The sequence below is a fragment of the Xanthomonas sp. NCPPB 2250 genome (assembly GCF_056725265.1).
In genome coordinates this window covers 1,361,662-1,374,931 of the sequence record NZ_CM161520.1, presented here as the reverse complement: position 1 = coordinate 1,374,931, position 13,270 = coordinate 1,361,662, and the positions used below count along the sequence as shown (strand labels likewise).

At 69.8% G+C, this 13,270-nt stretch carries 10 protein-coding genes; 5 read left to right on the top strand and 5 right to left on the bottom strand.

What is annotated here, in order from left to right; translation table 11 throughout:
* Nucleotides 1-55 precede the first annotated feature (55 nt).
* On the top strand, nt 56-1,027 hold the full coding sequence (locus tag AC1PMG_RS05730) for an IS110 family RNA-guided transposase (RefSeq protein ID WP_481109034.1): 972 nt from the start codon (nt 56-58) through the stop codon (nt 1,025-1,027).
* 124 nt (nt 1,028-1,151) lie between these two features.
* Here the strand turns inward: AC1PMG_RS05730 and AC1PMG_RS05725 are convergent, their stop codons facing one another.
* From AC1PMG_RS05725 to AC1PMG_RS05705, 5 genes are all read right to left on the bottom strand, one after another.
* Nucleotides 1,152-1,985, bottom strand: coding sequence for a DUF3014 domain-containing protein (locus tag AC1PMG_RS05725; protein ID WP_481110958.1), 834 nt, complete (start codon nt 1,983-1,985; stop codon nt 1,152-1,154).
* A gap of 139 nt (nt 1,986-2,124) precedes the next feature.
* Nucleotides 2,125-3,330 (bottom strand): lysozyme inhibitor LprI family protein, encoded by a 1,206-nt coding sequence (locus AC1PMG_RS05720; protein ID WP_481110957.1) that lies wholly within the window; start codon nt 3,328-3,330, stop codon nt 2,125-2,127.
* Nucleotides 3,331-3,384: 54 nt separating this feature from the next.
* Nucleotides 3,385-4,983 (bottom strand): hypothetical protein, encoded by a 1,599-nt coding sequence (locus tag AC1PMG_RS05715; RefSeq protein ID WP_481110956.1) that lies wholly within the window; start codon nt 4,981-4,983, stop codon nt 3,385-3,387.
* Between the two features lie 190 nt (nt 4,984-5,173).
* On the bottom strand, nt 5,174-5,542 hold the full coding sequence (locus AC1PMG_RS05710) for a GNAT family N-acetyltransferase (RefSeq protein WP_481110955.1): 369 nt from the start codon (nt 5,540-5,542) through the stop codon (nt 5,174-5,176).
* Nucleotides 5,543-5,612: 70 nt separating this feature from the next.
* On the bottom strand, nt 5,613-6,092 hold the full coding sequence (locus AC1PMG_RS05705; RefSeq protein WP_481110954.1) for a DUF3574 domain-containing protein: 480 nt from the start codon (nt 6,090-6,092) through the stop codon (nt 5,613-5,615).
* A gap of 244 nt (nt 6,093-6,336) precedes the next feature.
* On the opposite strand from AC1PMG_RS05705, the gene AC1PMG_RS05700 reads away from it, so the two are divergent.
* The 4 genes from AC1PMG_RS05700 (at nt 6,337) to otsA (ending at nt 13,080) form a co-directional block, all read left to right on the top strand.
* The gene (locus AC1PMG_RS05700) at nt 6,337-8,775 is read left to right on the top strand and encodes a TonB-dependent receptor plug domain-containing protein (RefSeq protein WP_481110953.1); all 2,439 of its coding nucleotides are present in this window, start codon (nt 6,337-6,339) and stop codon (nt 8,773-8,775) included.
* A 327-nt stretch (nt 8,776-9,102) separates the two neighbouring features.
* The gene (gene otsB, locus AC1PMG_RS05695) at nt 9,103-9,855 is read left to right on the top strand and encodes a trehalose-phosphatase (protein ID WP_481110952.1); all 753 of its coding nucleotides are present in this window, start codon (nt 9,103-9,105) and stop codon (nt 9,853-9,855) included.
* A gap of 76 nt (nt 9,856-9,931) precedes the next feature.
* Complete coding sequence (locus AC1PMG_RS05690; RefSeq protein ID WP_342074097.1) at nt 9,932-11,713, top strand: glycoside hydrolase family 15 protein; 1,782 nt, start codon at nt 9,932-9,934, stop codon at nt 11,711-11,713.
* Nucleotides 11,710-13,080 (top strand): alpha,alpha-trehalose-phosphate synthase (UDP-forming), encoded by a 1,371-nt coding sequence (otsA, locus tag AC1PMG_RS05685; RefSeq protein ID WP_017916188.1) that lies wholly within the window; start codon nt 11,710-11,712, stop codon nt 13,078-13,080. The genes AC1PMG_RS05690 and otsA overlap by 4 nt, the downstream gene beginning before the upstream one ends.
* The last annotated feature ends 190 nt before the right edge of the window (nt 13,081-13,270 follow it).

Sequence of the window (13,270 nt, the reverse complement as noted above, 5' to 3'; positions counted from 1 at the left end):
AGGCAGGACTGGGCCCAGCGCCGATCATGACCCTGACACGATGGAGGAATCGCGCATGTCTCCCGTCATCGGCATCGACGTCGCCAAACGCAGTTTCGATGTGGCCATCGAGCTGACCAATGGCAAGCACCGTACCAAGGCCAAGTTGTCCAACGATGCCAAGGGCTTCCAGGCCCTGCAGGCATGGCTGCAGACGCATGCCCAGTCCGATAGCTGGATCGCCATGGAGGCCACCGGCACCTACCACCAGGCGCTGGCCGAGTTCCTCCACGCACGAGGCTATCGGGTGTGCGTGCTCAACCCGGCACAGACGGCCGCGTACGCACGCAGCCAACTCAGCCGGGTCAAGACCGATCGCAGCGATGCCAAGCTGATCGCCAGCTATGCCCTGCGTCACCGCGAGCAGTTACGCCGTTGGTCCCCTGATCCGCCGGCGCTCAAGCAGCTTAAAGCGCTGGTGCGCCGGCGCCAGGATCTGCAACAGATGCTGCAGATGGAGCGCAACCGGCTGGACGTCGCTCCGGCCCAGGTGAAGGACTCGATCCAGGTCCATCTGGCCGATCTGCAACACCACATCGCCCAGATCGAGCAGGCCATCGATGACCATATCGACCAGGATCCGACCTTGCGTGGGCAGCGCGAGCTGCTGGTGAGCATCCAGGGCATTGCCGACACCAGCGCGGCCTTGATGCTGGCCGAGCTTGGCGATGTGAGGCGCTTCGCCGATGCCTCGGCGGTGACCGCCTTCGCGGGCCTGAATCCGTGCCTGCAGGAGTCGGGCGAGCGCAAAGGCCACGTCTGCATCTCGCGTACCGGCTCGTCCCGCCTGCGCGCGGGCCTGTTCATGCCGGCCCTGGTGGCCATGACCCACAACCCGATCATCCGGGCGCTGAAACAGCGGCTGAGCGAACGCGGCAAAGCCGGCAAGCAGATCGTGTGCGCCGCCATGCGCAAGCTCCTGCACCTGGCCTACGGCGTTCTCAAATCGGGCACGGCGTTCGATCCGAAAAGGGGCCTTGCCTGCTAGGGGGTAAGACGGTATCTACGAAAAACCAAAAATCGCTGCAGCGTATGCCGGCGCGCAAACGCGGGACCGAGCCCGAAGACGCGGCCGCACTACGAGGCACGCGCCTCGTGGCTCACTCTATCGCTCAGGTCCGCGTCAGGGCCTCGCGCACCGCACGCAATTGCGCCTTGACCGCGGCGGCCTGGGTCGGACCCATGCGCAGCAGCGCCTTCTGCCCGATCGACAGCGACTCCAGCGCCGGATCGACGAAACGGTACTTGCCGCGCACCGGATCGACCTCCACCGCCAGCGGCGCGGTCGGCGTCGGGGTCTGCAGCAGGTGGTCGATCACCTGCACCAGGCGATCGTTGAAGTAGCCCTGCGGATAGCCCAACTCCACATAGGCCTGCTGGAACAGCGGATAGAAGCGCCGATAGGCCGCCACCGCTGTGCCCGGATCGGCGCGGGTGAACGCCTCCACGTAGAGCGCATAGCGCTGTGCGTTGGCGTCGGCGATGACGCTGGTGCCGTTGGCATCGGTGCTCACCTGCAACTCGCCCGGCACCTGCTTGAGCGCCAGGGAGCGGGCCGTGACGCGGCGCTGGGTCAGGTTGTCGACCATGGTCACCAGGCGCTGGATCAGGTGGTCGCGCAGCAGCAGCGCCAGCGGTGCGTCGCCGCCTGCCAGCGTGCGCAGTGCCGCCCAGGCGGCATCGTCGCTGGCGGCCAGGGCCGGAATCGCCGCGTCGGCGGCTTCCGCGGCATCGATGGGGTGCTGGATCGGCGGGGGCGTTGCCGCCGCGGCAGGCGCGTCAGGCGTTGTCGGCGCGGCCGCGGGGGGTGGCGGCGCGACCGCGGCAGGTGCGGGCGCAGCGGCGGGCCACAGCGCGGCGATGTTGTCGCGGAACAACCAGGCCGCGGCGGCGGCCACCAGCACGGCGACCAGGATCCACGGCCAGAACGAGTGACGCGGCTGCATGGGAGGCACATCTCCATCGGACAATGGAGGTGTGACCGCCGCGATGCGCACCGGTTCCAGCGCGGGACGGCCGGCGTTCAGTCTCGATGCACGCCTTGCGCGAGGCGCCAGCGCCCCGGTAGCGCCGCGCCCGCCACCATCACCCCTGCGGGCCCTCGGCAAAGGCGATGCGCGCGCCGACCCAATCGGCGACCAGCGCGGCCGCGACGCGGTCGGCCTGCGACGCCGGCATCGCCTTGTGCGCGATCATCCATTGCGCCGTGGCAGTCCGCGCCGGCTGCAGGGCCGCCAATGCCGCCTTGCGATCGGCCTGCGGCCACAGGCTCGCGTCGTGCCACGCGGCGATGGCGGCGGCCGGATCGCCGGGCGGCTCCGCGCCCTTGGGCCGCTTCAGCAACAACAGCGGCGATACCGTGGCCTGCAACGACAGCACCCGCCATGCGGCGAAATCCGCGTAGCGCATCGTGCCGGCGTCGTCGGACACGCGATCCACCAGGCTGCCGAACGCCTGCTGCAATCGCGTCCATGCGGGTTGATCGAACAGGCCGGGCAACGGCCGGCAGATCGGTGCGGAAAGATCGCGGCTGGAACCGTACAGCGGGCCCATGGCGTCGTAGGCCGCCTCGCCCTGCGCGGCGAACACAAAACAATGCACGTAGGGACGCGGATTCGGCTGCGTGGCCGCATCCGGCGTATAGCCGCTGCGTTCGATCCACAGCCGCAACAACGTCAGGTCGCGCGCTTCCCCGGCCTGTCGGCTGGTCGGCTCGGACGTGTCGAGCAACCCGGCGGACACCCCGTCCTGCTGCCTCAGCGCGGTGCTTGCGGACGCAAACCGGGCACGCGCTTCGGCCGCCTGCACCCCGGCCGCCGGCACGAAGCGATGCAGGTACACCAGCCAGGCCGAGGCCAGACCGCCATCGTAGGCGCGCAGCTGCGCCGCCGCCGCGGCCGGCGCGGTGGGAATGCTGGCGACGATGCGGTCGAAGCGCGCCGCCTGCGGCGCGAATTCGGCGTCCAACGCGCGCACCCGCGCCTCCATTCGCTGTTTCAGGCAGGCACCGGGATCGGTCTCGGCCAGGCAGCTCTGACGCTGCGCCAGCCAGTCGCGCTGCGCATTGCGCACGCCAGGCCGCTGCGCCGCCGGGACCACGTCGCGCAGCGCCGCATAGCGCAGGGCCAGCCATTCCTCCGTGGCGTCCAACCGCTTGTCCGTGCACAACAGCCGCTCCACCGCCGTGGATGCATTGCTGCAGTCGAACGACACCGCGCCGGCCTCGGGCATCCAGCCCAGCGCCAGCAGCAGTGCCAGCGCGCTCATGCGCAGGCCAGGGCGAGCGTTCATGCCTTCCTCCTCTCGTGCATCGTTGCGATCCCGGCACCGATTGTCGCGCCGCCGTCAGTCCAGCAGCACCGCGCGCGGCTTCTGCAACGACAGCAGGCCGAGCAGCGCGGCCAGCACCAGGTAGCCGCCGACGAACTGCCAGGCGATCAGCTTCGGCACGCCGCTCAGCGTCCACGGCAGGTACAGGCCGCCGCGCGGGTCCACCGAGTGGATCAGCCCGAACAGGGTCAGCCCGGCCGCCACCAGCAGGAACACGGCGGCACGGCGCAGGCGGCCGTCGACCATCGCCGCCACCGTGGCGATCCACAGCATCGCGGTGATGATGAAGCCGTTGCCCAGGGTCAGGATCACCGCCAGTTCCGGCAGGCCGTGGCCGTCCAGGGTGCTGGTGAGTTTCGCCAACTGCTCCGGGGCGATCCAGCCCGGCGCCTTGATCGCCAGCAGGTAGGCCACCGACGGCAGGAAGCCCAACACCATGGCACCAGCGTGGCGCTTGGGCGTGGCCTGGAAGGCCTGGGTGGTGATGTCGATGGCGACGTAGACGATGATCGGCGCCAGCACCGCCATCGGCAGCCACTGCACCAGGCCGGCGACCAGCCCGAACATGCCGCCCAGGCCAATGAACAAACCGGTGAGCAAGGTGTAGCCGCTGCGCGCCCCCATGTGCTTGTAGGCCGGTTGGCCGATGTACGGCGTGGTCTGCGCGACGCCGCCGCAGACACCGGCGATCAGGGTCGCGCCGGCCTCGACCAGCAGGATGTCGCGGGTGCGGTAGTCGTCGCCGGCGGCGCGTGCGCTTTCGCTGACGTTGATGCCGCCCACCACCATCAGCAGGCCGAACGGCAGCAGCAGCGGCAGCAGCGGCACCGTGTCGGGCAGGCCGGTGACGAACCCCAGGCTCGGCCACGGCAGCACCAGTTGCGGCGCGATCCACTGCGGCGCCTGGTGGCCGGGAATGCCGATCCCCGCGGCATTGGCCCAGTAGTACAGGCCGGTACCCAACGCCAGCGCCAGCGGCACCCCCGGCAGGCGCCACGGCAGCCGCCCCTTGGCGATCAGCACGTACAGCAACAGGCCCAGCACCACCAGCCCGACCAGCGGCGTGCGCAGCGCCTCCAGCAGCGGCAGGAAGCCCATCAGCACGATGGCGATGCCGGCGATGGAGCCGAGCAGCGCGGCGCGTGGCAGCGCGCGGGTGACCGCATCGCCGAAGAACGACAGCACCGTCTTCAGTACGCCCATCACCACCAGGGACGCCATGCCCAGATGCCAGGTGGCCAGCGCCGCGGCCTGCGGGTCCAGGCCCTGCTGCTTGTAGCGCACGAACGCCGGGCCGAGCACCAACAGGGCCATGCCGATGCTGGTCGGCGCATCCAGCCCCAGCGGCATCGCGGTGACGTCGCTGCGCCCGCTGCGCGCGGCCAGCCGCCGCGCCATCCAGGTGTACAGCAGGTTGCCGACCAGCACGCCGAAAGCGGTACCGGGAATCATCCGGGTGTAGATGACCTCGGCGGGGAACTGGAAGATTCCCACCAGCGCCAGGGTGATGAAGCCGAGGATCGACAGGTTGTCGACCACCAGGCCGAAGAAGCCGTTGAGGTCGCCGGCGACGAACCAACGCGGACGCGGCGAGACAGGAGCGGGAGTGGACATGCGGGCAGTGGCGGCGTTGGGGGTCGAGGGATGGTAAGGGGAAGCGGCACCGTCGGATCGGTGCACGCGCAGGATGCCGTTTTCCGGCGACGGCGCGCCGCTAAGGCGACAGCGGCAGATGCAGGAACTGGTTGAAAGCGCTCGGCACGTACTCGCCGAACGCCGGCCCGTTGCGGAAGCCGCGCCGGCGCTACAACGCCAGCGCCGGCTCGAACGCCGCGCCGCTGCCGGTCTCCAGGCTCAGGCGCTGCAGGCCGTCGGCGCGGGCGACCGCGATCAGATGTTCGAGCAGGGCCGCGGCCGCGCCCTGACGCAGGAACGCCGGGTGCGTGCGCATCGACTTCAGCTCGCCGCCGCCCTCGCCAAGCACCCGCAGCGCACCGACCGCGGCCAGCGCATCGTCGCGCCATACGCTCCACACCCGCACGTCGGTGCGCCGCAGACCGGAAACATCCAGCGCATACACGCTTTCCGGCGGCGACTGCGCCTGCATCTGCTGCACGTGGTACTCCAGCAACCCACGCACCGCCGGATCGTCGAGATCACCGGGCCGAATCACGAACGGCCCTACCGTCACGGCAGCACCCCGCCCTTGCGAATCCCCACTCCCCACTCCCCAATCCCCGCGGTCAAAACGACACGTCCACCGCCTGCCGCGCCCACAGCACCGACTGGTGCCCGGTGGCCTGCTTCCACGCCAGCCGGATCGCCTCGATGTCGGCGCGGCGCTGCGGGGTGTCCTCGTGCAGGATCACCAGGACCTTGGTGTTGAGCCGGTTCGGCTCCTTGGCGCCGCGGAACAGCCACTGGCCGTAGGCGTCGAACACGGTCAGGCCGTCGGGAAAGCGCGGCGTGACCTCCTTGTCCAGGAACGCGCGCCAGCGCGCCTCGCTGATCGGCTCGGCCTGCGGGCGGTCGGCCGGGCCGCTCTCCTCGCCCACGCCGAAGTACAGCTCGCTGCGCACCCAGCCGCTGGCCTGCGCCGGCCGCGCCGCATCGCCCTGCATGGTCGCGCTGACCTTGCTCGGCGCGGTGGGCGCGGACGGGGCGATGCTGGCGCAGGCGCTCAGGGCCAGGAGGACGGCGATCAACGGGGCACGCAGCAGCATCGGCAAGGTCTCGGTCGGAACGGAAATGGGACAGGCGATCGTAGGCCAGACGCAGGACGTGCCCGGATAACCCCAGGGCATGAGCTCATGCCCCACGGCACCGAACACGCGGCTCGCACATCGCCTTAACGTCGGGCTAATATATCGCTTCATCCGGATGGATGCAGCAACCTTTGCCGACCCCAGTCGCCGCCATGGCCGGCGCGGCCGGTCTTGATGGTCATCGTTTCAGGAGAGAACCCCCATGTCGTCCCCGTTCGTCAGGCCGCTGAGCCTGGCCATCGCCCTGGCCCTGGCGGCCCCCGCGTTCGCCCAGGACGCCGCTCCGGCCACCGCGACCAATCTGGACACGGTGATCGTCACCGGCACCCGCGCCAGCGGCCGCACCGTGCTCGAATCCACCGCCCCGGTGGACGTGCTCAGCGCCGAGGACATCCGCAAGGCCGGCGTGGTCAACGGCGAACTCGGCAGCGCGCTGCAGGCGCTGCTGCCGTCCTTCAACTTCCCGCGCCAGTCCAACTCCGGCGGTGCCGACCACGTGCGCGCCGCACAGCTGCGCGGGCTCTCGCCCGACCAGGTGCTGGTGCTGGTCAACGGCAAGCGCCGCCACACCTCGGCGCTGGTCAACACCGACAGCAAGATCGGCAAGGGCACCACGCCGGTGGACTTCAACGCCATCCCGATCAGCGCGATCAAGCGCATCGAAGTGCTGCGCGACGGCGCCGGCGCGCAGTACGGCTCCGACGCGGTGGCCGGGGTGATCAACGTGATCCTCGACGACGACCCGGACAGCGGCGCGCTGGAGGCCAGCTACGGCGCCAACCACACCGACGTCAAGCCGATCCACCGCACCCTCACCGACGGCCAGACCGGCTATGCCAGCGGCAAGGTCGGCACGCGGCTGGGCGAGGATGGCGGCTTCTTCAAGGTCGGCCTGGAGCTGAAGAACCACGAGGCCACCAACCGCGCCGGCTTCGACCAGATCCCGCCGTTCGAGGAACAGACCCCGGCCAACCTGGCCCTGGCCGGCAAGCGCAACTATGAACTCGGCGACGGCGCCAGCAAGGATCTCAACGCCTGGATCAACGGCAAGCTGCCGTTCGGCCAGGGCAGCGAGGTCTATGCCTTCGGTACCTACAACCAGCGCGACACGCAGGGCGCCAACTACTTCCGCTACCCCGACGGCGCCGCCAACTGGACGCAGGTGTATCCGCAGGGCTACCGCCCGGTGTCGCTGGGCGAGAACCGCGACCTGCAGGCGGTGCTCGGTGCGCGCGGGCAATGGGGCGAATGGGCCTACGACGCCAGCCTCGACTATGGCCGCAACGACTTCACCTACCGGCTCAAGCACTCGCTCAACGCCTCGCTGGGCCCGGGCAGCCCGACCCGCTTCAAGACCGGCGACTACGCCTTCGAGCAGGGCGTGGCCAACCTCGACCTGAGCCGCAGCTTCGACGCCGCCGGCGCCACCCACACCGTGGGCACCGGCGTGGAGCTGCGCCGCGAGCACTACCGCACCCGTCCGGGCGACCCGGCCAGCTACGCCGCCGGCCCCTACACCGATCGCCCCACCGGCGCCCAGGCCGGCGGCGGCCTGACCCCGCAGGATGCGGCCGACCTGTCGCGCAACGTCGCCAGCGTCTACGCCAGCGTGTCCAGCCAGTTCGGCGACAAGCTCTCCACCGACCTGGCCGCGCGCTACGAGCACTACCAGGACTTCGGCGGCGAACTGACCGGCAAGCTGGCCGCGCGCTACGAGTTCGTCCCGGCATTCGCCCTGCGCGGCGCCATCTCCAACAACTTCCGCGCGCCGTCGCTGAGCCAGATCGGCTACGAGGCCAGCTCCACGGGCTACAACGCCAACGGCCAGTTGCTGCAGGGCCGCCTGCTTTCGGTCGACAACCCGATCGCGCAGGCGCTGGGCGCCCGCACGCTGCAGCCGGAAAAGTCGCGCAACTACAGCCTGGGCTTCACCAGCCGCGTCGGCAGCCACTTCGACCTGTCGCTGGACCTGTTCCAGATCGACATCGACAAGCGCATCGCGCTGTCGGAAAGCATCGACGGCGACGCCCTGACCGACTTCGTCGCGCAGCGCTTCGGCATCACCGGCCTGCAGAGCGCCAGCTTCTTCGTCAACGCCGCCGACACCCGCACCCGCGGTGCCGAACTGGTCAGCAACTGGTGGCAGGCGCTGGGCCAGGGCCAACTGCAGTTGACCGGCACCTGGAGCTACGCCAAGACCGAGCTGGAGAACGTGGTGGCCACGCCGGCGCAGTTGCTGGCGCTGAATCCGGACTACGTGTTGTTCGGCGTGGAAGAGCGCAACACCCTGACCGAGGCGACCCCGCGCACCCGAGCACAGCTGGCGGCGAACTGGAGCGACGCGCGCTGGTCGCTGCAGACCCGCGTCACCCGCTACGGCAGCGCCACCCGCGTGTTCGACTTCGGCGGCGGCTTCGCCCCGGAACAGACCTACAGCGCCAAGTGGCAACTCGACGCCGAGGTCGAATACCACCTCACCCCGCAGTGGAGCGTGGCGGTGGGCGGCCAGAACCTCACCGACGCCTACGCCGACCGCTCCAAGCCCGACATCGCCTACTTCGGCAACCTGCCCTACGACGTGCTGTCGCCGATCGGCAGCAACGGCGCTTACTACTATGGGCGGGTGCGGTACACCTTCTGACTGAGGTGACGGGATTGGGGAGTCGGGATTGGGGATTCGCAAGAGCGGCGTGTCGGCATTCGCAGAGCGTTGCCCAATCTCGAATCCCCGCTCCCCATCCCGGCATGTGCAGACGGCCGGGATTCGGGAGTCGGGATTAGGGATTGGCAAGGGCGGTGCGTCGGCGCTCGCAGAGCGCTAGCCAATCCGGAATCCCCACTCTTCCAATCCCGGCATGGGCGGACAGCCGCAGCCGCCAGGCGCTCGCTTTTGCGAATCCCCACTCCCGAATCCCGAATCCCGCCCCAATCCACCTGACGCTAACGCCATCCCGTTCATGATGGCGGAATGGCAGACGCGCTCCCCCTCCGACCGCCGCCGCCGCGTCTGGACGATGCCTGCGCATTGTTCCTGGACGTGGACGGCACCCTCATCGCCTTTGCCGAACGTCCCGACCAGGTGCAGTTGTTGCCCGAGGTGCGTGAGGCGATCGGCCGCCTGCACCAGCGCCTCGGTGGCGCGGTGGCGCTGGTCAGCGGACGTCCGCTGACGCAACTGGACGCCTTGTTCGCACCGCTGCGGCTGCCCGCCGCCGGCCTGCACGGTCACGAGCTGCGCAGCGACGCCGACGCGCAGGCGGCGATGCCCGCCGATACCTCCGAGTTTCTGCATGCGCTGCATGCGCGTGCCGCACACCTGCGCCAGGCGCATCCGGGTGTGCTGGTCGAGGACAAGGGCGCCAGCGTGGCCCTGCACTGGCGTGCGGCGCCGAGCGCGGCCGAGGCGGTGCTGGGGTTCGCGCACGCACAGCTCGCCGACCTGCCCGGCTACCGTCTGCAGCCCGGCGACCACGTGGTCGAGTTCGTGCCCGAAGGCAGCGACAAGGGCGTGGCGCTGACCACGCTGCTGCAGCAACCGCCGTTCCGCGGGCGCCGCCCGGTGTTCGTCGGCGACGATCTCACCGACGAATTCGGCTTCGCCGCGGCCAACCGGGCCGGCGGCTGGAGCGTGCTGGTCGGCACCCGCGCCGACAGCGTCGCCACCTATGCGCTGCCCGATCCACGCGGCGTACACGCCTGGCTGCGCGATAACGCCGGATGAGGCCGTCACCACGCCCGCCCACCTGCGCCCCGTGGCCGCTTCCCCCACTGCTTCCGCACAAGGACCCGACCGCTCCATGAGTTCCCCCAATCTCGACCTCGGCGTCATCGGCAACGGCAGCTTCGGCGCCCTGATCGACAAACGGGCCAGCGTGGTGTGGAGCTGCCTGCCGGCCTTCGACGGCGATCCGGCGTTCTGCGCCCTGCTCTCCCCGCGCGCGCACCCCGGCGGCGATTTCAGCATCGAGCTGGAAGACTTCGTCGACAGCGATCAGCACTACCTGGCCAACACCGCGATCCTGCGCACCGTGCTGCGCGACGCCCATGGCGGCGCGGTGGAGGTGATCGACTTCGCGCCGCGCTGGCGCAACCACGGCCGCTTCTATCGCCCGGTCAGCATCATCCGCCAGGTGCGGCCGCTGGCCGGCAACCCGCGCATCCGCGTGCTGGCCAGGCCGCTGGCCGACTGGGGCGCGCGCCAGCCGGAGAGCACCTGGGGCAGCAACCACGTGCGCTGGCTGCTGCCGGACTTCACCCTGCGCCTGACCACCGACGTGCCGGTGCGCTTCATCCGCGACGAACTGCCGTTCGTGCTCAACCACCCGGTCAACCTGATGCTGGGCGTGGACGAATCGCTGACCCGCTCGCTGACCGGCTACATCCAGGAAGCGCAGGAACGCACCGAGGAATACTGGCGCGAGTGGGTGCGCTACCTGTCGGTGCCGCTGGATTGGCAGGACGCGGTGATCCGCAGTGCGATCACCCTGAAGCTGTGCCAGTACGAGGACAGCGGCGCGATCATCGCGGCGATGACCACCTCCATCCCGGAAGCGCCGGACACCCCGCGCAACTGGGACTACCGCTACTGCTGGCTGCGCGATGCCGCCTTCGTGGTACGCGCGCTGAACCGGCTCGGCGCCACCCGCACGATGGAGCAATTCCTCGGCTACATCTTCAACATCGCCACCACCGACGGCAGCCTGCAGCCGCTGTACGGCATCGGCTTCGAGGCGGCGCTGGAGGAACACGAGGTCGAGTCGCTGGCCGGCTACCGCGGCATGGGCCCGGTGCGGCGCGGCAACCTGGCCTGGATCCAGAAGCAGCACGACGTGTACGGCAGCGTGGTGCTGGCCTCCACCCAGCTGTTCTTCGACCTGCGCCTGAAGGATCCCGGCGACACCCACACCTTCCTGCGCCTGGAGCCGCTGGGCGAGCGCGCGTTCGAACTGCACGACGTGCCCGATGCCGGCCTGTGGGAGTTCCGCGGCCGCGCCGAGGTGCACACCTACACCAGCGCGATGTGCTGGGCCGCCTGCGACCGCCTGGCCAAGATCGCCGCGCGGCTGGGCCTGGACGAACGCGTGGCGCACTGGCGCGACCGCGCCGAGCGCATCCACGCACGCGTGCTGGCCGAGGCCTGGAGCACCGAGCTGGGCCACTTCACCGACACCTTCAACGGCCACCGGCTGGACGCGTCGCTGCTGTTGCTGGCCGACATCGGCTTCATCGCCCCGGACGATCCGCGCTTCATCGCCACGGTCGAGGCGATCGGCCGCGACCTGAAGCATGGCGATGCGCTGTACCGCTACGTGGCGCCGGACGACTTCGGCGAACCGGAGACCAGCTTCACCATCTGCACGTTCTGGTACATCGACGCCTTGGCCGCGATCGGCCGCAAGGAGGAAGCGCGCGAGCTGTTCGAGCGCATCCTCGCCCGGCGCAATCACCTGGGCCTGCTGTCGGAGGATCTGGCCTTCGACAACGGCGAGGCCTGGGGCAATTTCCCGCAGACCTATTCGCATGTCGGCCTGATCATCGCCGCCATGCGCTTGTCGCGTAGTTGGCAGGAGGCATCATGAGCAGACTGGTGGTGGTATCGAACCGCGTGGCCTTGCCCGGCGAGAACCGCGCCGGCGGCCTGGCGGTGGGCTTGCTGGCGGCGCTGAAGGAGCGCGGCGGCGTGTGGTTCGGCTGGAGCGGCAAGACCGTGCGCGGCGACAGCGGCGCCATGCACGAGCAGACCCAGGGCGATATCCGCTTCGTCACCATGGATCTGAATCGCGCCGACCTGGACGCGTACTACAACGGCTTCGCCAACCGCACGCTGTGGCCGCTACTGCACTTCCGCCTGGACCTGGTCGACTACGACCGCGCCACGCGCGAGGGCTACCGCCGGGTCAACGCCATGTTCGCCGACAAGCTCGCGCCGCTGCTGCGCGAGGACGACACGGTGTGGATCCACGACTATCACCTGATCCCGCTGGCCTCGCTGCTGCGCGAGCGCGGCATCGGCTGCCGCATCGGCTTCTTCCTGCACGTGCCGTTCCCCTCCGCCGACCTGATCCAGGCGCTGCCGGACCATGCGCGGCTGTTCTCCGGCTTCTACGCCTACGACCTGATCGGCTTCCAGACGCGCCGCGACGTCGACCGCTTCCAGGCCTACGTGCGCCTGTTCGGCGGCGGCAAGGTGATCAAGGACGGCGTGCTGGAAGCGCCGGGCGGGCGCAGGTTCCGCGCGGCCATGTTTCCGATCGGCATCGACACCGAACTGATCGCGCAGCAGGCGCGCGCGGCGATGTCCAAGCCGGCGGTACGCGACCTGCGCAGCAGCCTGCGCGATCGCCAGCTGGCGATCGGCGTGGACCGGCTGGACTACTCCAAGGGCCTGCCGGAACGCTTCCTCGGCTTCGAGCGCTATCTGGAACGGCATGCCGACCAGCGCGGCAGCCTCACCTACCTGCAGATCGCCCCGGTCTCGCGCGGCGACGTCACCGAATACAAGCAGTTGCGCAACCAGCTCGAGCAGATCGCCGGGCACATCAACGGCGGCCACGCCGAGCCGGACTGGACCCCGCTGCGCTACGTCAACCGCAACTTCACCCACGCCACCCTGACCGGCTTCTACCGCGCCGCACAGGTCGGCCTGGTGACGCCGCTGCGCGACGGCATGAACCTGGTGGCCAAGGAGTACGTGGCCGCGCAGGACCCGGAGAATCCCGGCGTGCTGGTGCTGTCGCTGCTGGCCGGCGCCGCCGACGAGCTGAAGGAAGCGCTGCTGGTCAACCCGCACGACCTGGACGGCGTCGCCGATGCCATCGCCACCGGCGCGTCGTTGCCCAAGGCCAAGCGCATCGAACGCTGGCAGGCGATGATGGACCACCTGCGCAAGCACGACATCAACGCATGGCGCCAGCGCTATCTGCAGGCGCTGGAGAGCGTGCGCTAGCCGCGGCACACGCGTTGCACCACGCGTCGCGCAGCGCCTGCGCGCCGCACGATCGCGCCATGCGCCGTCTCCCTGCAGCGCATGACGCAGTGTTCCGCGTGCCATCACGGCCCGACGACCTGCGCCGCCTAAAATAGGCCGCACGCGCCGCGCCGGTTCCGCGCTTTCCGAGAACGCGGCAGCGCGGTCG

Bases quoted from the DNA above. Each gene is read 5' to 3' on its own strand.
- AC1PMG_RS05690 (WP_342074097.1), top strand. From the start codon at position 9,932: ATGAGTTCCCCCAATCTCGACCTCGGCGTCATCGGCAACGGCAGCTTC.
- otsB (WP_481110952.1), top strand. From the start codon at position 9,103: ATGGCAGACGCGCTCCCCCTCCGACCGCCGCCGCCGCGTCTGGACGAT.
- AC1PMG_RS05730 (WP_481109034.1), top strand. From the start codon at position 56: ATGTCTCCCGTCATCGGCATCGACGTCGCCAAACGCAGTTTCGATGTG.
- AC1PMG_RS05700 (WP_481110953.1), top strand. From the start codon at position 6,337: ATGTCGTCCCCGTTCGTCAGGCCGCTGAGCCTGGCCATCGCCCTGGCC.
- AC1PMG_RS05715 (WP_481110956.1), bottom strand. From the start codon at position 4,983: ATGTCCACTCCCGCTCCTGTCTCGCCGCGTCCGCGTTGGTTCGTCGCC.
- otsA (WP_017916188.1), top strand. From the start codon at position 11,710: ATGAGCAGACTGGTGGTGGTATCGAACCGCGTGGCCTTGCCCGGCGAG.
- AC1PMG_RS05705 (WP_481110954.1), bottom strand. From the start codon at position 6,092: ATGCTGCTGCGTGCCCCGTTGATCGCCGTCCTCCTGGCCCTGAGCGCC.
- AC1PMG_RS05720 (WP_481110957.1), bottom strand. From the start codon at position 3,330: ATGAACGCTCGCCCTGGCCTGCGCATGAGCGCGCTGGCACTGCTGCTG.
- AC1PMG_RS05725 (WP_481110958.1), bottom strand. From the start codon at position 1,985: ATGCAGCCGCGTCACTCGTTCTGGCCGTGGATCCTGGTCGCCGTGCTG.